The organism is Rhizobium croatiense (assembly GCF_019793465.1).
GTDB lineage: Bacteria > Pseudomonadota > Alphaproteobacteria > Rhizobiales > Rhizobiaceae > Rhizobium > Rhizobium croatiense.
In genome coordinates, this window is record NZ_JAILYJ010000004.1 from 153,642 (window position 1) to 171,963 (window position 18,322).

Below are 18,322 nucleotides of genomic sequence, written 5' to 3' on the forward strand. Positions count from 1 at the left end.
GCCTGAGCCTCACGCAGGCGTTAACGCGCCGCCATTGCCATTCGGTCGCGCTGAGGTACGTCAATCCTGTTTTGATGAAGGAGGAGTTTTTATGGAATATCGTCTGCTCGGCCGCTCCGGCCTGAAAATCTCGACTTTGACCATGGGCACGATGACCTTCGGCGGCGTCGGCTGGGCGAAGATGGTCGGCGATCTCGGCGTCTCCGAGGCGAAGAAGATGATCGATATCTGCATTGATGCCGGCATCAATCTGATCGACACCGCCAACGTCTATTCATCAGGCGAATGCGAAAACATCATCGGCGAGGCGCTCGCCGGCAAGCGGCCGCAGGGCGTGTTGCTCGCCACCAAGGCCCGCTTCGGCATGGGCGACGGTCCGAACGACCGCGGCCTCTCGCGCTACCACCTGATCCGCGAATGCGAGGCGAGCCTGAAGCGCCTGAAGACCGATGTCATCGACCTCTATCAGGTGCATGAATGGGACGGCCAGACGCCACTCGAAGAGACGATGGAAGCGCTCGACACGCTCATCAAGCAGGGCAAGGTGCGCTATGTCGGCTGCTCGAACTATTCCGGCTGGCACATCATGAAGGCGCTCGGCATCGCCAACGAGCACCGCTACCAGCGCTTCGTCAGCCAGCAGATCCACTATACGCTCGAATCCCGCGACGCCGAATACGAGCTGCTGCCGATCTCGATCGACCAGGGCCTCGGCGTGCTGGTCTGGAGCCCGCTGGCCGGCGGCCTGCTCTCTGGCAAGCACCGCCGCAACCAGGCTGCCCCCGAGGGGACCCGCCAGTTCGCCGGCTGGACCGAGCCGCCGATCCGCGACGAAAACCGCCTCTGGAACATCGTTGAAACGCTGGTGGCGATCGGCGAAGAGCGCGGCGTCTCGGCCGCGCAAGTGGCGCTCGCCTGGCTGATCGGCCGCAAGGCGGTGACTTCAGTGATCATCGGCGGGCGCACCGAAGCCCAGTTCCGCGACAACATCGCCGCTGCCGAGCTGAAGCTCACTGATGACGAGCGCAAACGCCTGGACGCCGTCAGCCTGCCGCCGGTCCTCTACCCCTATTGGCACCAGCTGAACACGGCAAGCGACCGGTTGAGCGAGGCCGATCTCGAACTCTTCGGCCCGCATCTCCGGCAATAGCGCCGGACGCCCTGCACGGCGGAGGATACGCGTCACAAAAGATGCACTTTACCAGTGCTAGCATGAGATCCCGCCACCGTAGCGAGGTTCTCATGCTGAAGAATTACAAGGTTCTGAAGGGTACGGCGAGCGCGCTCGCCCTCGACGACGACAACGATCCCCATATCGAGATCCGCATCGAGGCGGACGGCGTCAGCTACCGCATTGCCCTCAACGTCCGCTCGAAGATGTCGCCCCACGACCTGCTCTACGCCAATATCGTCGATTTCAAGCACGCGGCGCTGACGGAGGCGCTCGAAACTCTGCCGATGGGCCTGACCGACATCCGCAAAGACCGTCCGGAGCTTGCGATCGACTATGTCCGCGGCGGCCTGATCGAGCGCGAGGATATGGATGTCGCGCCCTTCCAGCTCTCCGGCCCGAAGAACGATCTGAGGGAATTCATCGAGCCGATCGTCGAGGAAGGCATCGCCGATCCCGACATCCATTTCTATGCCTTCGGCGAAGCCTGGGGACCGGAGCACAACAAGCCCGACCAATATTTCGATTTCGAGCCGGGCAACGGCATCCACGATATCCATATGAACCAGGGCGACAGCGGCAGCTTCAAGGTTACCAACGGCCCGAACCAGGATGGGGCACTGCTCGTCCATTTCGCCGATACCGACGAATGGGCGGCGATCTTCCTCTGCTTCCAGTCGCAGAACTGGAACACCGACGCTGAGACCGGCCATCCCGTCTCCGAAAACCGCGGCGGCCAGGGCCGTGGCGAAGGCACGCGCCGGCCGCAGCCGGTCGTCGCCTCGTCGCTGCGCATCATCGCCGCCTTGATCAATCCGGTGAATGGCGAAGGCGTCACCGAGGCCGAAACGGTGACGCTGATCAACCGCTCCGACATGTCGGTGTCGGTCGACGGCTGGAAACTGGAGGACGAAAACGGCCGGACGCAGACGCTATCGGGAACGCTTGCCGCAGGCGAGATCCGCACCATCGCGCTCGACGCCGCAGCCGGCGGTCCGCAGCTCGCCAACCGCGGTGGCGACATCATCCTGCGCAACACCGACGGAGCGGTGGCCGACCGCGTCGGCTACGGCAAGAGCGAAACGGCCAACGAGGGCTGGACGACGATTTTTTGATTGGGCGTCCGTCCCGGTTGGGTTCTCCCTCTTCTCCCCAGCGGGGGTCCGAAGGACGGGTCGAGACACGTGGCTCGACCCCGGTTGGTGGCCCGAAGGGTCGGATGAGGGGGCCACACGGCACGCCTAGGCCTGCCCTCGCTTGCGCTCAGCGCATTCGCGGCTTCGCCGCTCACCCCCTCATCTGCCTGCCGGCATCTTCTCCCCGCTGGGGAGAAGGGACTCATGGCAGCGTCTCGCCCTGCTCGCAGCAACTACCCGCCGATCTCATCGGCAATCAACTTGCCCAACCGACCAACGCCGTCTTCGATCATCTGCTCGTTGGCGCAGGAGAAGCTGAGGCGGAAGGTGTTGGCGCCGGAGCCGTCGGCGAAGAAGGCCTTGCCGGGTACGAAGGCGACCTTGGCGGTTTCGAGCGATTTCGCCAGGAGCTTGGCGCCATCCATGCCCTCCGGCAACGTGATCCAGATGAACATGCCGCCTTCCGGCTTCGTCCAGCTGGTGCCCTTGGGCATATATTTCTCAAGCGCCGCCAGCATGCAGTTGCGCCGATGGCTGTAGGCGGCCTTGATCTTGGCGACCTGCGCATCGAATCCGCGCTCGGCGACATGGCTGATCGCGATCTGGTTGATCGTCGAGGAATGTAGGTCGGCCGCCTGCTTCATCAGCACCAGCTTGCGGATGACCGGCGCATTGGCGACGACGAAGCCGACGCGCAGGCCGGGCGCCAGCGTCTTGGAGAAGCTGCCGCAATAGATCGTACGCGTGTCGTTGATATGGCCCTTTTCGGCAATCTCTAGCGCCAGGATCGGCGGGATCGGCTCGCCGTCGTAGCGCAGCGACTGATAGGCGGCGTCCTCGATGACGGCGACGTCGAGTTCTTCGGCAAGCGCCAGCACCTGCTTGCGGCCGGCGAGATCGACCGTTTCACCGGTCGGATTGGAGAAATCGGCGGAGAGATAGGCAAACTTCACCTTGCCGCCGGCGGCGGCTGCCGCGGCGCGGTAAGATTCCGGCGTCCGGTTGCCGCCTGGCGTCAGCTGGTCATAGGCCGGCTCATAGGCGTTGAAGGCCTGCAGCGCGCCGAGATAGGTCGGCCAGGTCACCAGCGCGGTATCATCAGGCGACAGAAACAGCTTGCCGAGATAATCGAGCCCCTGCTGCGAGCCGGAGACGATGAAGACGTTGTCGAGTTCGCAGGGAATGCCGAGGGCCGCCATCTGCTTGGCCAGCCATTCGCGCAATGGCTTGTAGCCTTCGCTGACCGAATATTGCAGCGCCGAATTGACGGCAGCGCCGGCGAAGATATCCGCATAGGCCTGCTTGAATTCCTGATCCGGAAACAGCGCCGGATCAGGAATGCCGCCGGCAAAGGAGATGATGTCAGGCCGGTCTAGAAGCTTCAGGAGCTCGCGAATTTCGGATGCCCGCATGCGCGACGAGCGCGATGCAAACATGGTGTCCCAGTTCAGCATGGGGTTTCCTCGTATTTTTCTATAATACGGCCGACAAACCATGCGGCGGAAATTATGTCAATAATACTGACCTATTTTCTTGTCATGGTGACATGTTGGAGATCTTATATTCCAAAGCCTTGGATGTTCCGGATCTCACTTGATATTGATGCCATCCGATATCGAAGCCGCTCGGTCCCGGATTTGCCGCTCGACAGCAGCCACATCAAGCGATTATTCCTCCGATCAAAGCCGAAACCGGCTGATTCAGACCTTTCCAAGACCGGCTCGGCGGCGGTAGTGTCGCCGCCACTCTTCAATTTACTATCAAGGTGCAGCAATGACCGTGACGTCGGCCTCTCCTGAAATCAAAATCGAACTCCACAAGTCTCCCGTCTCGGACGCCGAACGTATTCAGGCACTGGAGGCGCCCGGCTTCGGCAAGCTCTTCACGGATCATATGGTCCTGGCACGATGGACGGCCGACAAGGGCTGGCACGATGCGAAGGTTACGCCCAGGCGGCCCCTGGAGCTCGATCCGGCGAGCGCCGTGCTGCACTACGCGCAGGAAATCTTCGAGGGCATGAAAGCCTACAAGGCGGACGATGGCCGAATTCTGCTCTTTCGGCCTGAAGAGAACGCACGCCGCTTCGCGCAGTCGGCGACCCGCATGGCGATGCCTCCCGTGCCGGAAGAACTCTTCCTGAAGGCGGTCGAAGAGCTGGTCCGTGTCGACAAGGCCTGGATACCCTCAGGCGACGCCAGCCTGTACCTCCGCCCCTTCATGTTCGCCAACGAGGCGTTTCTCGGCGTTCGTCCGGCTCAGGAATATGTCTTCTGCGTCATTGCCTCTCCGGTCGGCGCCTACTTCAAGGGCGGCGCCAAGGCCGTCTCGCTTTGGGTCGAGACAGAATACACCCGTGCAGCCGCCGGCGGCACCGGTGCTGCAAAATGCGGCGGTAACTACGCAGCCAGCCTCGTGGCGCAAGCCGAGGCGTCGAAGAAGGGTTGCGATCAGGTCGTCTTCCTCGACGCCGCAGAGCATCGCTGGGTCGAAGAACTCGGCGGCATGAACGTCTTCTTCGTGATGAACGATGGATCGGTGGTCACCCCGCCCCTTGGCGGCACGATCCTGCCGGGCATCACCCGGGCCTCCGTGATCGTGCTCGCCGAAGAGAGGGGCTTGCGCGTCGAGCAGCGCCCCTACTCGTTTGCGGAATGGCAAGACGACGCTGCCAGTGGCAGGCTCGCCGAAGCGTTCGCTTGCGGCACCGCCGCAGTCCTGGCGGGCATCGGCCTGGTTCGACATGCCGGCGGCGAGTTTCTGATCGGAGACGGACAGACCGGCAAATTGACCAGCGAACTGCGCCAGCAGCTCGTCAGTCTGCAGAAGGGCGTAACGAACGATGAGCACGGCTGGACGCGCCTCATCCCGAGCTGAACTCGGTCGTGCGCCGACCCGCCTTCGGAAAGACTCCTTCAATCCAACCGACGTTGGGGATCGGCCGCTCCGCATGCATCGTGACAGCACCTCCGCCTTCTACGACGAAAACGCCGAGATTTATGCAAATCGGGCGCGCAGCCTGCCAAAGCAACAGCTCGATGCCTTCCTCGCGCGGCTTGCACCGGGTGCCGCAATCCTCGAACTCGGCTGCGGCGGCGGGCAGGACAGCGCCTACATGCTGTCGCAAGGTTTCGACGTGACACCGACCGACGGCTCGGCGGAGCTTACAAGACAGGCGGAGATGCTGATCGGCAGGCCGGTCAGGGTCATGCTGTTCCAGGATCTCGACGCCGACAGCGCCTTCGACGGCGTCTGGGCGCATGCGAGCTTGCTCCATGTTCCGAGATCCGAGCTCGCTGACGTCTTCGCCCGCATCCGCGGTGCGCTCAGAACCGGCGGCATCTTCCATGCTAGCTTCAAGGCGGGAGAAGCAGAAGGCCATGACGGCTTCGGGCGCTACTACAACTACCCCTCCCCAGACTGGCTGTCGGCGCTTCTGGTAAAGGGCGGCTGGCGTGACATAACTATCGAGGAAAGCGACGGCGGCGGTTATGACGGCAAGCCGACGCGGTGGATCACTGTGACGGCGCATCGGTAGGGTCGACGCTTTCCGGCGGCGGCAGAGCTCATAAAGGCGGCCGGAAGAGGGGCTCGTCCCGGCCGCTAATGGCATTCGCAGTGAATTGGCAGCCTGACTGCCACTCGCCCTGAGGCTCGACGCCGCGTTTCCTGTCGTCAGACCGCAATCTTGCCGCCGCCGGCCTTGGTGATCGCAACGACCGCAGGACGCACCGGCATATCAGATTTGAAGTCCGGCCAGCGGGTGGAAAGATCCTCGTAATAGGACGGGCGGCCATGGCCCGACCAGTCCTCGCCGCCATCGCCAGGATGCTGCACGGCGACGAAGGCGGTTTCGTCATCCGGCGTGAACAGCGGGCCGCACATTTCGGCGCCGACCGGCACGCGGAAGAACAGTTTCGAGGTGGCGCGCGCCGCTCCTTCCGTATCGACGGCCCACAGACCGTCGGTGCGGCCGGTGGCCTTGTTGTTGTTGCCATCCGTCGACACCCAGAGGCGGCCGGCGGCATCGACGGCACAGTTATCGGGCATGCCGAACCAGCCGTTCTTGGTCGTTTCGGTCGAGAAGGTCGCGCCGACGGCCGCAACCGATGGATCGCCGCACTTCAGGAGCACTTCCCACTTGCCTGAGGTGGCCGTGAAGTCGCCGTCGTTTTCCGAGATTTCGATGATGTGGCCGAAGGCGTTTTCCGCGCGCGGATTGGCGGCATCCACCTGGTCGGCCTTGCGGCGGGTATTGTTGGTCAGCATGACATAGACCTTGCCGTTGACGCCGTTCGGCTGCACGTCTTCCGGGCGGTCCATCTTGGTGGCGCCGAGCGCGTCACCGGCGCGGCGACATTCGATCAGCACGTCAGCCTGGCTGGTGAAGCCGTTCTCCGCCGTCAGCGGCCCCTCACCGAAGACCATCGGCAGCCATTGCATGGTGCCGTCCTCGTTGAACTTGGCGACATGGAGCGTGCCGCTGTCGAGCAGGTTCATGTTGGCGGCGCGATCATTCGGGTTGAACGCCGCTGATGTCACGAACTTGTAGACATAATCGAAGCGCTCGTCGTCACCGAGATAGAAGACGACCTTGCCGTTCTTGGCGACGATCGACTCGGCGCCCTCATGCTTGGTGCGGCCGAGCGCAGTGCGCTTCTTAGGTGCCGCCGTCGGGTCCATGACGTCGACCTCGACGATCCAGCCGAAACGGTTCGGCTCGTTCGGCTCCTTGGAAAGATCGAAGCGATCGTAGAAATTGGCCCACTCGTAGGCGCCTTCCGGAACGCCGTAACGCTTGTAGTTGGCGGCTTCCTTGTGACCTTCCGGCAGCGCGCCGGAGAAATAGCCGTGGAAGTTTTCTTCGGCCATGATGTAGGTGCCCCAGGGCGTGACGCCGCCGGCGCAGTTGTTGATCGTGCCGATGGCGCGGGTGCCGGTCGCATCGGCGCTGGTCTTCAGACGGTCGTTGCCGGCGGCCGGGCCGGTGATTTCCATCGGCGTGTTGGCGGTGATGCGGCGATTGTATTTGCCGTCGGTGACGACCTGCCACTTGCCACCCGTCTTCCGAATCTCGACGACGGTACCGCCATGGGCCGCCATCTCGACATCCACCTGCTCCTTGCTGAGCGCGCCCTGCTTGATCTTACCGTCGACCACCTGCACCAGCCCGGCAAACATCAGATGCGGGTTCGTGTATTCGTGATTGACGACGAGCAGGCCATGTTCGGACGAACCGTCGAGCGGAATGAAGCCGACATAATCGTTGTTGTAGCCGAACTGCTTGCTCTGGGCATCGGCCGTCTGCTTCGTCGGATCGAACGCAGGCGCGCCCGACAGTACGGCATCGCCCCAGCGCAGCAGAATATCGGCATCATAACCTTCAGCGAGATGATGCTTGTCGTCGACGCCGGCCTCCACTTCGGAGAAGTTGAAGGCAGAGCCCTTATTGTCGGCAGCGCGCGCCTCGTCCGCGCTCATCAGCGCAATCGGGCTGACGGTCGCCGCAATGGCGGAAACGGCAAGCGAGCCCTGCAGAAAATTGCGGCGTGAAAAACGCTTGCCGATGATTTCACCCATCGTCGGATTGGCGCTGGTGTTGTGGCCGTCACCATCCGCGTCCTCAAGCTGAGTCGTCGGGAAAATTTTCTGGGAAAGATGCTCGTTCATCCGATGCCTCCACAGTTCAAACTGGTGTCAAATTATCTTGTTTTAGACCCATTCTAAACCTAGAGGCGCGATATTACGGTTTTGCGACAGGAACGCCTTGAGGATGCTGTTCTCTCTCAGGCGGGAACGATACGGCTCAATCATAGGCCAAGGCTGGACGTTGCCGCGTCTTCTGGGACGCCAGCGATCTCGTCATCATGGCTCCGGCCGCTGACGTTGCGGCCCGACGCTTCGACCGATGCGTGCTTATGTCAGGCTAGTGCGACGCAAGCGGAAAGCCGCTACCGAAGGCAACGGCTTGGCTGCACAACATGCAGGGAGGCAAAACCGCAAAGCGCGCCGCATGAACCAGGTTCGATGCGGCGCGCTCTTGAAAATCGCTTAGTTGACCGACTTGTCGACCAGCTTGTTCTTGCCGATCCAGGGCATCATGCCGCGCAGCTTGGCGCCGACTTCCTCGATCTGGTGGCTGTCGTTGTTGCGGCGGATGCCCTTGAAGCGGGCCGCACCCGAGCGGTATTCCTGCATCCATTCGGAGGTGAACTTGCCGGTCTGAATGTCCTTGAGGACGCGCTTCATCTCGGCCTTGGTTTCTTCGGTGATGATGCGCGGACCCGTGACGTATTCGCCCCACTCGGCCGTGTTGGAGATCGAGTAGTTCATGTTGGCGATGCCGCCTTCATAGATCAGGTCGACGATCAGCTTCACTTCGTGCAGGCACTCGAAATAGGCCATTTCAGGCGCATAGCCAGCTTCGGTGAGCGTTTCGAAACCGGCGCGGATGAGCTCGACGAGACCGCCGCAAAGAACGACCTGTTCGCCGAAGAGGTCGGTTTCACACTCTTCGCGGAAGTTGGTTTCGATGATGCCCGAACGGCCGCCGCCAACGCCGCAGGCGTAGGAGAGAGCGAGCTCAAGCGCATTGCCGGAAGCGTTCTGGTGAACGGCAACGAGGCAGGGAACGCCGCCGCCCTTCTGGTATTCGCCGCGAACCGTGTGGCCCGGGCCCTTCGGCGCGATCATGACGACATCGACCGAAGCCTTCGGCTCGATCAGGCCGAAATGCACGTTGAGGCCGTGTGCGAAGGCGATGGCTGCGCCGTCACGGATGTTCGGCGCGATATCGGCCTTGTAGATGTCGGCCTGCAGCTCGTCCGGCGTCGCCATCATCATCAGGTCGGCCCAGCCGGCGGCTTCGGCAACCGTCATGACCTTGAAGCCGTCGGCTTCGGCCTTCTTGACGGTCGGCGAACCGGCCTTGAGAGCGATGACAAGGTTCTGGGCGCCGCTGTCCTTCAGGTTCAGCGCATGGGCGCGGCCCTGCGAGCCGTAGCCGATAACGGCGACCTTCTTGGCCTTGATGAGGTTGAGATCGGCATCACGATCGTAATAGACGCGCATTTGAAGTTCCTTCCCTTGTGCTTGTCCTGTTGACTGTCATTGAGGCGAAATCAGCCGAGAGCCGGCATCTCCGCCAGTACCTTCTCCGTGCCGTAAAGCCGGAGGAAGGCGGTCACCGCCTTCTCCGCCTGGCGCGCGGTATCCTTGAGGCCGGGCTCGCCGAGCAGCATGCGCACATGCAGGTCGGAGACCACAAGGCCGTAAAGCGTATGATAGGCCTCGTCGGCATCGGCAAAGCGCAGGAGCCCTGCCCTCTTGCCGGCATCGATCAGCGCCATGGCGCGCCGGTCGATCTGGCGGCGGCCGCGTTCGAGCAGGAGCTTGCCGAGCTTCGAGCCGTCACGGTGCGACTGACCGATGGCGAGCCGGTTCAGCGCCAGCGAGACGTCGCCGGCCAGCACCTCCAGCAGGTCGCGCGCAAAGATGACGACGTGGTCGTGCAGGCTCGCCGCCGTCAGCCGCTCACCGTTGCGCTCGAAAGTGCGCACCTTGCTCGCCTGATAGGCGATCATCGCCGAGAGCAGACCGTCACGGTCGCCGAACCACTTGTAGAGGCTTTCCTTGGAGCAATTGGCGGCACGCGCGACACCCGAGGTCGTCAGCGCCTTCTCGCCGCCATCGACGAGCAGCCGCAGCGCCTGCTCCAGAACGGCGTTCTGGCGCGGCGAAAATTCGCTCGGCTCTGCAGTATCGACAGACACGGTCACGGCTCCCCTATACGTACCGTACGGTACGGTTCGTGAGCTTTATGCGGCAAACCGATCGGGCCGTCAAGCAGGCCCGGCAGATTTTTATACGGGAAAGGCCGGCGCCGCACCAGAATTGGATAGGCGGATACCGGGCGGAGGCTGCATAATGTTGCGAAACCTCATTGCCGGGAGCCCAGTCATGTCTCGCCTTTCTGTCGCCCTTCTCCTGGCCGCAGCGATGCTCCTGGCAACGGCGCCCTTTACCGGCCGCGCCGCCGCGCAATCGGACAACGAGGTCTATGACCGCATCGAGGAATTGCACGGCGATGCCGCGGGCTTCGACCGGCCGCTGCGCCAACTCGTTCTGGCGATGCGCTCCGACGACGCCGAGACCGTCGCCGGACTTGCCGAATATCCGCTGACCGTAAAGGCCAATGGCGAGACGTACGATGTCGAAAACGCCGAGGATTTCATCGAGAATTTCGACGGTCTGGTGACGCCGGAGACCCGCCGCGCCGTCGGCCGACAGCAATATGAGGATCTCTTCGTCAGCAGCGAAGGCGTCATGCTTGCAAACGGCGCCGTCTGGATGGGCGCGGTCTGCGACGACAACGCCTGCGACGAGAGCCATTGGGCGATCATCGCCATAACAATTAGCCTCGAGACTTTTGTCGCGCAGCGAGGTCAGCCATCGCTGCGAAGCTTGCGCGCCAGCGTCTGAAGCTCCTTGAAGGCTTCGTAGCGCTTGCGGTGAAGATCCGAAATCTCACCCTGCGAAGGCTGAAAGCGTGTTTCCACCCTGGTGAGTTCGCTCATCGCCGCGCGCACATCGACAAATTGGCGGCCGGCGACGGCCCCGAGGATGGCCGCCCCGAGCAGCACCGGCTCCTCGGCGGTCGTGGCGACCACCGGCTTGCCGCTCGCATCGGCGAGCATCTGGCGGACGAAATCGTGCTGGCCGGCGCCGCCGCTGATGACGATGTTTTCGACGGTGACGCCCGCCTCGGCCTGCGTCTCGATGATCTGTCTGAGGCCGTAGCCGATGCCGGAAAGCCCGGCGACGTAGAGCGAGACGAGGCTGTCGACATCCCGCTCCATGCCGAGACCGGCGATAACAGCCCGGGCATGCGGATCGGCAAAGGGCGCGCGGTTGCCGAGGAACTCGGGAACGACATGCAGCCCGGCGGCAAGCTTGACGGCATCGGAGGCACGGCCCGCCTTGCCGGCCGCCATGTCGGCAAGCAGGACCGGCAGCGCAATGCCTGCGCTCGTCGCAAGCTCCCTCGCCTCGCCGGCGGCCGGATGGAAGGAGAGGAGATGGTCGATCGCCGCGCCGGCGGCACTCTGGCCGCCTTCGTTCAGCCAGAGGCCCGGCACCATCGCCGAATAATAAGGTCCCCAGACGCCGGAAACGAAAGACGGTTCCGCCGTCGAGGTCATCGTGCAGGAGGAGGTCCCGAAAACATAAGCAAGATTGGCCTGCGGATCGGCGCCGACGGTGCCGACGCCGCCGGCATGGGCATCGATCAGCCCCGCCGCGACGGCCGTGCCCGGTATCAGGCCGAGCTCTTCGGCCGCTGCAGCGGTCAGTCCCTCACCGAGCGTCGAACCGGGCTCGACGATGGAGGTGCCGATGCGGGCAAAGCCTTCGTCTGCCAGCACGCCGAGGCCAATCTGATGGAAATAGCTGCTGTCCCAGCGCTTTTCATGGGCGAGATAGGTCCACTTGCAGGTGACGGTGCAGGTCGAGCGCGAGAGGTCCCCGGTCGCCCGCCAGGTGAGGAAATCCGCAAGGTCGAAGAATTGCCAGGCGGCATCGAACACCTGGGGGCGGTTTTCCCTGAGCCAGAGAAGCTTGGGGGTTTCCATCTCGGGCGAGATGCGGCCGCCGACATAGCGCAGCACATCATGCCCGAAGGCGTTGATGCGCTCCGCCTGCGGGACGGCACGGTGGTCCATCCACACGATGATGTCCCGCTCCGGATCTTCCGAAGGCCCGACGGGCAGCGGCTTGCCGCCTTCGCCGAGAACGACGAGCGAGCAGGTGGCGTCGAAGCCGAGCCCGACCACGGAAGCCGGATCGACGCCGGCTGCGGCAACCGCCTCCCGCACGGAAGCGCACACGGCCCGCCAGATTTCGCTGCTCGACTGCTCGACGATGGAACCGGCTTCATGAAACAGGCTGATATTGCACTTGGCGGAGGCAAGCATGCTGCCGGCCATATCGAACAAGCCGGCCCGGGCGCTGCCGGTGCCGACATCGATGCCGATGACATATCTGGCATCCGCTTCCGGGGTGTGGAATGTGTCGCTCATGGTCTCTCGCTTCAGATCGCCTGCGATCGGGTTTATGGGCAGTTTCAGCCGGATTTCAAACTCTATGTCTGGAAAGATAGCCTTCAGGGAGGCTGACATTACGCAGTCGCGGCGCCATGGCAAGGAGGGCAACGCGCTGGGCAGATGCCGTCACAGCCTCCCTCCGACATTTTCGAGAATGGCGGTAAGCTCCCCCGCCCCTGTCGCAACGGCGGCTGCTCCGGCGGCATCGAGCACCGCGCGGCGGCCGGGCCTCGGATCGGCCGGATCGACGAAACCGATGGCCGTCATGCCTGCGGCGATTGCCGCCGCCACGCCATGGACGCTGTCGTCGATCATGACGCATTTGCCCGGACGGGCCCGGAAGCGCTCGGCGCAATGCAGCAGCAGGTCGGGTGCCGGTTTCGGCCGCGAGACAGCTTCGGCGCTGAACACGCCCTCGGCGAAGGCGCTCCAGAGATCGAGCTTGCCAAGGCTGTTGCGCAGCCGCTGCATCGTGCTGTTCGAGGCGACGCATTTCGGACGGTCGAGGCTGTTGACGACCTCGGCAATGCCGGCAATCGGTGTCAGGGAGCGGGCGAATTCCTCGAACAGATTCAGATGCCACCTCTCGAACAGCGCCGCGACATCCGAGATACCGAATTCGCGCCGGCACATTTCGGCGATGATGCTTTCCGAATTGCCGGTGAATTTGACATGAGCTTCCGCAGCGCTGATCGCAATACCGGCGCCTTGCAGCGTTTCCGCAAGCGTACGGCTGGCGATCGGCTCGCTGTCGATCAGCACGCCGTCGCAATCGAAGATCACGAGGTCGATGCGGTCCATGGCGCCTCGCGTGCCGGGATGGTCGATGCGGCTATCGAGCATGCCTCACCTCCGCGCCTGCAAGGCGAGATCCGGCCGGTCCGTGGTGATCTGCCGGATCGGTTTGGCAAGCCAGTATTCGAGATCGCTCGTTTTGTTCGGAACCCAGGCGCCGAGCCGGTCGAGCGGCACGAGCCGGGTGATCTCGTCCCACTTCGCCTGAAGCAGCGACTTCTCGATTGCGATAATATCCGAGCACTGCTTCATCAGGCGGAGGCCGCTCGCAAGGCCGAGGCGCTCGGCCGACTTGGCGTCGAAGGACGACAAGGTGCGAATTCCGGGCGCGGCCTTGCGAATATCGGCAAGCACGTCGGGATGAAAGCTCGTCAGGATCGAGCGCTCCTCTAGACCAAGCCGCTCGACGGCGGCGAATGCCTTGGCCGCCAACCCCTCGTAAGGCGTCCCGTCGGCATGGGTCTTCAGTTCGATGTGAAGCTCGAGCGGCGTGTCCTTGAAGACGGCAAGGACCTCTTCCAGTGTCGGGATCGCCTCCGCGTCGCTATCCTTGAGGCTGATTTCCCGATGTTTTCCGGGGCCGAGGTCGGCGACCAGGCCGAGCGCATCCGTCGTGCGCTCCAGCGTCGGGTCGTGGATGACGAGCATTTCGCCCGAGCGCGTCAGGTGGATGTCGAACTCCACGCCGTCAACAGGCATTTGCGCAAGGTTGCGGAAGCCCGAAAGACTGTTTTCGGGCCAGAGATTGCGGCCACCGCGGTGGCCGATGATATGCACCATCGTCTGAATTTCCTTGAGATGTCGCGTGTTACTTTCCGGAGTCCACCAGCCCCTTGGTGAACCAGCGTTGCATGAAGAGAATGACGGCCGCAGGCGGCAGCATGACGAGCAGCGCAGCGCTCATCGCAATGTTCCAGGCAGGCGCGGAGTCGGAGACGGGAACGAGCTGCTTCAGCCCGAGGACGGCCGTTCCCATCTCCTTGTCGGTGGTGAAGAGCAGCGGCCACAAATACTGGTTCCAGCCGTAGAGAAACAGAATGATCGACAGCGCCGCGATATTGGCGCTCGACAGCGGCAGAAGGATATCCTTGAAGAACTTCAACGGACCGGCCCCGTCGAGCTTGGCCGCCTCGCAAAGCTCGTCGGGAACGGTCAGGAAGAACTGCCGGAACAGAAAGGTCGCCGAGGCAGAGGCGATCAGCGGCAGGATCAGGCCGGCATAGCTGTTGACCATGTTCCATTTCAACGAGGCTTCGATACTGTATCCCGTCAGCCCTTCGACGACACCGGAAAGACCGATCGTTCCCGCCAGCCAGCGGATCGGCCCGGCAGCATCGGCGACCGCCTCATAGGTCGGGATGATGCGGACCTCGACCGGCAGCATCAGCGACACGAAGATCAGCCAGAATGCAGTCATGCGAAACGGGAAGCGAAAATAGGTGACGCCGAACGCGGCGATCAGCGAGATCGCCAGCTTGCCGACGACGATGCCGGCGGTGACGATGATCGAATTCAGGAACAGCTGGGAGAACTCGCCCTGCTGCCAGGCGGCGGCCAGGTTTTCGAAGAAATGCGAGCCGGGCAAAACCGGGAACGGCGCCTGCTGAACTTCCTGCAAGGTGAGCGAGCCGGCGACGAAGGCGAAGTAGAGCGGCAGGCAGACGAAAACCGCGCCGATCAGCAATATGGCGTGGCAGAAGATCGATAGACCGAGATGGCGTTCGGGCATGGCTACACCTGGTAATTGACCTTGCGCTCGAGCGCGCGGAATTGAACGATGGTAAACAGGATGGCGATCAGCATCAAAAGCACCGACTGGGCGGCCGACGAGCCGAGGTCGAGCTGCACGAAACCATCCTGATAAACCTTGTAGACCAGGCTGTTCGTCGCCCCTGCCGGACCGCCGCGGGTGACCGCATCAATGATGCCGAAGGTTTCGAACAGGCCGTAGACGAAGTTCATCACCACGAGGAAGAAGATCGTCGGCGAGATCAAGGGAAGCGAAATGGTGAAGAAGCGCCGGACGGGTCTTGCGCCGTCGAGCTTTGCCGCCTCCAGCAGCGAGGCAGGCACGGCCAGCAATGCGGCGACGAGGAAGATGTAATCATAGCAGACATTCTTCCAGACCGAGGCGATCGTTACCAGAAGCTGCGCATCGAAAGGACGCCGGTTCGGGTCCCATTCGAAGCCGAAGTCGTGCAGAAGCTGAGCGATCGGCCCCACTGCCGGATTGAACAGGAAGGCCCAGATCACACCCGATATGACAGGCGCGATCGCATAGGGAAGCAGGATGATGCTCTTGTAGATCCCCCTGCCCCTGATCACGAAATCGGTCGCAAAGGCGAACAGGCCGGCAAGCAGAAGCGTCGCAGCGTTCTGTGCAACGGTGAACCACAGCGTAAACAGCGCGCTGCCGCGATATTCCGGACTGGCGAAGAGATTGTAGAAATTTGTGAGCCCGACGAAAATCTGCGTGCCGCCGAAGGGATCGACCTGAACGAAGGCGAGCGACAGCGCCTTGTAGGACGGGATGAAAAAGAAGAACAGCAGGATCAGCAGCTGCGGCGCGACCAGGCCGAATGCAAGCCAGGGCCTGTTGAAATGGGCGGACTTCAACCCGGCCTCGGAAGGCTGCGCGATTGAGCGCCCCGTCGACAGAATATCCGGGATGCGAAGGCGCCGGGAGGCGCCTTCCATCTTTCCCAAGGTTCTACTTTGCTGCATGAAGCTGCTCATACTGGCGAAGAATCTGGTTGCCGCGCGCCGCCGCCGCGTCCAGCGCCTGCTGCGGGGTCTTCTGACCGGTCCAGACACCCTGGATCTCTTCCACCAGAAGCGCCATCGACTGATTATGGTTGCCGAAACGGAAGCCGCGCGAATTGTCGGTCGGCGTGCCCCGCGTGAGCTGGAGAATGGCGATCTCGCGGGTCGGATGATCCTTGAAATAGCCCTCGGACTTCGCCTGTTCATAGGCGCCGTTGGTGACGGGCACATAGCCGGTCTGCTTGCTCCACCAGACCTGCGTCTTCGGTGAGGCGAGGAAGTTCAGGAAGGCGGCGGCACCGGCATATTCTTCCTCCGACTTGCCTTTCAGGACCCAGAGCGCGCCGCCGCCGATGGTGCTGTTCTTCGGCTCGATGCCCTCCTCATGCGGCAGGAACGTCGCGCTCCAATTGAATTTCGCACCGCTTTCGACGGCAGCATGCGCCGCAGTGGAAGCCACATAGGTCGAGCAGGTGCCCGAGGTGAACAGCTGGTCGGGCGAGAGGCCCTGCCCGGCGATCTGCAGGATGCCGGCGTCGAGCCAGGTCTTGAGGCGCGTCACCTGGCCGACCACCAGTGGGCTCTTGTTGAAGATGAATTCGGTGTCGAGGCCGCCGAAGCCATTCGCCTTGGTGCCGTAAGGCTGGTCCTGGATCGCCGCGTAGTTTTCGATCAGGCTCCAGTAGAAGTCGTTCGCCAGCGCCATCTGGCACTTCGAAACGCCCTTCTCCTTGATGACACGCATTTGCTTGTCGAGCTCCTGCCAGGTCTCGCCCGGCTTGTCGAAACCGGCTGCCTTGAAGTGATCGGCATTGTACCAGAAGATCGGCGTCGAGCTGTTGAAGGGCATCGCCGCCGGCTTGCCGTCGACCAGATAGAAACCGGCGACCGGCGCGACGAAATCGTTCCAGTCGATTTTGTAGCCTTCCTTTTCCATCAGCTGCGGCACCGGAATGATGGCGCCGGAATTGTACATGGTGAGGAAGCCACGCTCGGCCGCCTGGATCAGCACCGGCTGCTGGCGGACGCGGTAGGCGGCCACCATCGCCGCCATGGTCTCCTCGTAATTGCCTTTGCCGATGCCGACGACCTCATATTTGTCCTGCGAGGCATTGAAGTCGGCGATCAGCTTGTTGGTGATTTCGGCGAGGCGCCCGCCTGCCGCATTCCACCATTCGATCTTGACGCGATCGGCTGCGCTCACCTCACCCGCAGCTGCCAATCCAAGCGTCGCCACTGCTGCACCCGCCGCGAACGAGCGGATCGCCCGCCGCAAGCGGGCGCCCATCGAAGACTCTGCCGTCATTTCGTTTTCCTCTCCATAGCCGTTTTCGCCGACCGGCGCGCTTGCGCCGATCAACCCCTCCCAGAGTGGCGATAAAACAAGGTTGGGGTTACTTGTTACAAATGTCAATAGCATGTTACAAATGTATGACGATACCGAAGGAGGATGCCATGGCAGCGATCGAACTCATCGATTTGAAGAAAAATTACGGAGCGGTTCCCGCGGTGAAAGGGATCAATCTCAGTGTCGCCGACGGCGAGATGATCGTGCTGGTCGGGCCTTCGGGATGCGGGAAATCGACCCTGCTGCGGATGATTGCCGGCCTTGAAGCCATAAGCTCCGGGCACTTGAGAATCGCTGGAAACGACGTCGGCCATGTCGATCCGGCCGACCGCAACATCGCCATGGTGTTCCAGAACTACGCGCTCTATCCCCACATGACCGTTCGCCAGAATCTCGAATACGGGCTCAAGAATCGCCGCGTGCCGTGCGATGAGATCGACCGGCGGATCGCCAATGCTGCCGGCATTCTGGAGATCGGCGAGTTCCTGGAGCGGCGCCCTCGCCAGCTTTCCGGCGGCCAGCGCCAGCGCGTCGCCATGGGCCGCGCCGCGGCCGGATCGAGCAGATCGGCACGCCGATCGAGGTCTATCGCCGCCCCGAAACCGTCTTCGTTGCCGGCTTCATCGGTTCTCCGCCGATGAACCTCATCGATCTCGATGAGCTCGGCCCCTGCGACCTCCCGCTGCCGAAAGATACGGATCTCATCGGCATCAGGCCGGGCGCGGTCGATCTCGGTGCCGGGTCGGCGCGCGATCTCCAGTTCGACGCTCATGTCGAATTGATCGAGACCGTTGGTGATGAGAACAACGTGCATCTGCGCATCGACGGCAGCGATAAGCGCATCGTCGCGAGCGTCCCGACCGATCAGCATCTACAGGAGGGTGAGCGCACTTCCTGTCATGTGCGAAGGGACGATCTGCATCCCTTCAGCAGGACGACGGGGCGGCGAACCGATTGACCTGCTGACGGCAGGCCCCTGCGATTGACAAGCGCCGGGGATTTGAGATCCATG

At 62.6% G+C, this 18,322-nt stretch carries 14 protein-coding genes and 2 pseudogenes; 6 read left to right on the forward strand and 10 right to left on the reverse strand.

Going from position 1 to position 18,322, the window contains the following annotated elements:
* The first annotated feature begins 91 nt into the window (after nucleotides 1–91).
* Together K6M89_RS08715 and K6M89_RS08720 are read left to right on the forward strand one after the other, a co-directional pair.
* Nucleotides 92–1,150 carry an aldo/keto reductase gene (locus K6M89_RS08715; RefSeq protein ID WP_222139142.1) on the forward strand — a complete coding sequence of 353 codons (1,059 nt, stop codon included), beginning with the start codon at nucleotides 92–94 and terminating at the stop codon, nucleotides 1,148–1,150.
* 92 nt (nucleotides 1,151–1,242) lie between these two features.
* Nucleotides 1,243–2,286, forward strand: coding sequence for a DUF2278 family protein (locus tag K6M89_RS08720; RefSeq protein WP_222139143.1), 1,044 nt, complete (start codon nucleotides 1,243–1,245; stop codon nucleotides 2,284–2,286).
* 254 nt (nucleotides 2,287–2,540) lie between these two features.
* On the opposite strand, the gene K6M89_RS08725 is transcribed toward K6M89_RS08720, so the two are convergent.
* Nucleotides 2,541–3,761 carry an aminotransferase-like domain-containing protein gene (locus tag K6M89_RS08725; RefSeq protein ID WP_222139144.1) on the reverse strand — a complete coding sequence of 407 codons (1,221 nt, stop codon included), beginning with the start codon at nucleotides 3,759–3,761 and terminating at the stop codon, nucleotides 2,541–2,543.
* 319 nt (nucleotides 3,762–4,080) lie between these two features.
* Here K6M89_RS08725 and K6M89_RS08730 point away from each other — a divergent pair, with 319 nt between their 5' ends.
* Together K6M89_RS08730 and K6M89_RS08735 are read left to right on the forward strand one after the other, a co-directional pair.
* Nucleotides 4,081–5,181 carry a branched-chain amino acid aminotransferase gene (locus K6M89_RS08730; RefSeq protein WP_222139145.1) on the forward strand — a complete coding sequence of 367 codons (1,101 nt, stop codon included), beginning with the start codon at nucleotides 4,081–4,083 and terminating at the stop codon, nucleotides 5,179–5,181.
* A gap of 73 nt (nucleotides 5,182–5,254) precedes the next feature.
* The gene (locus K6M89_RS08735) at nucleotides 5,255–5,842 is read left to right on the forward strand and encodes a class I SAM-dependent methyltransferase (protein ID WP_222139146.1); all 588 of its coding nucleotides are present in this window, start codon (nucleotides 5,255–5,257) and stop codon (nucleotides 5,840–5,842) included.
* Nucleotides 5,843–5,979: 137 nt separating this feature from the next.
* Here the strand turns inward: K6M89_RS08735 and K6M89_RS08740 are convergent, their stop codons facing one another.
* From K6M89_RS08740 to K6M89_RS08750, 3 genes are all read right to left on the reverse strand, one after another.
* On the reverse strand, nucleotides 5,980–7,974 hold the full coding sequence (locus tag K6M89_RS08740) for a PhoX family protein (protein WP_222139147.1): 1,995 nt from the start codon (nucleotides 7,972–7,974) through the stop codon (nucleotides 5,980–5,982).
* 381 nt (nucleotides 7,975–8,355) lie between these two features.
* On the reverse strand, nucleotides 8,356–9,375 hold the full coding sequence (ilvC, locus tag K6M89_RS08745) for a ketol-acid reductoisomerase (protein ID WP_004668557.1): 1,020 nt from the start codon (nucleotides 9,373–9,375) through the stop codon (nucleotides 8,356–8,358).
* 50 nt (nucleotides 9,376–9,425) lie between these two features.
* The gene (locus K6M89_RS08750; RefSeq protein WP_039620788.1) at nucleotides 9,426–10,076 is read right to left on the reverse strand and encodes a TetR/AcrR family transcriptional regulator; all 651 of its coding nucleotides are present in this window, start codon (nucleotides 10,074–10,076) and stop codon (nucleotides 9,426–9,428) included.
* A gap of 187 nt (nucleotides 10,077–10,263) precedes the next feature.
* Here K6M89_RS08750 and K6M89_RS08755 point away from each other — a divergent pair.
* Nucleotides 10,264–10,713, forward strand: a pseudogene (locus K6M89_RS08755) (hypothetical protein); the annotation flags it as partial.
* Between the two features lie 35 nt (nucleotides 10,714–10,748).
* On the opposite strand, the gene K6M89_RS08760 reads toward K6M89_RS08755, so the two are convergent.
* The 6 genes from K6M89_RS08760 to K6M89_RS08785 form a co-directional block, all read right to left on the reverse strand.
* A complete protein-coding gene (locus K6M89_RS08760; RefSeq protein ID WP_222139148.1) occupies nucleotides 10,749–12,380 on the reverse strand; it encodes an FGGY-family carbohydrate kinase in 1,632 nt (543 codons plus the stop codon).
* A 150-nt stretch (nucleotides 12,381–12,530) separates the two neighbouring features.
* Entirely contained in the window at nucleotides 12,531–13,247 is a 717-nt protein-coding gene (locus tag K6M89_RS08765; protein ID WP_222139149.1) for an HAD family hydrolase, read from the reverse strand.
* 3 nt (nucleotides 13,248–13,250) lie between these two features.
* Entirely contained in the window at nucleotides 13,251–13,979 is a 729-nt protein-coding gene (locus K6M89_RS08770) for a glycerophosphodiester phosphodiesterase family protein (RefSeq protein ID WP_222139150.1), read from the reverse strand.
* Nucleotides 13,980–14,007: 28 nt separating this feature from the next.
* Nucleotides 14,008–14,928, reverse strand: a complete 921-nt coding sequence (locus K6M89_RS08775; RefSeq protein ID WP_222139151.1) for an ABC transporter permease subunit — start codon at nucleotides 14,926–14,928, stop codon at nucleotides 14,008–14,010.
* 2 nt (nucleotides 14,929–14,930) lie between these two features.
* Nucleotides 14,931–15,896 carry an ABC transporter permease subunit gene (locus tag K6M89_RS08780; protein WP_222139281.1) on the reverse strand — a complete coding sequence of 322 codons (966 nt, stop codon included), beginning with the start codon at nucleotides 15,894–15,896 and terminating at the stop codon, nucleotides 14,931–14,933.
* A gap of 13 nt (nucleotides 15,897–15,909) precedes the next feature.
* Nucleotides 15,910–17,268: an extracellular solute-binding protein gene (locus tag K6M89_RS08785; protein WP_222139152.1), complete on the reverse strand. Its 1,359-nt coding sequence runs from the start codon at nucleotides 17,266–17,268 to the stop codon at nucleotides 15,910–15,912.
* 149 nt (nucleotides 17,269–17,417) lie between these two features.
* Here K6M89_RS08785 and K6M89_RS08790 point away from each other — a divergent pair.
* Nucleotides 17,418–18,268: pseudogene (locus K6M89_RS08790) on the forward strand (ATP-binding cassette domain-containing protein).
* Nucleotides 18,269–18,322: the final 54 nt, after the last annotated feature.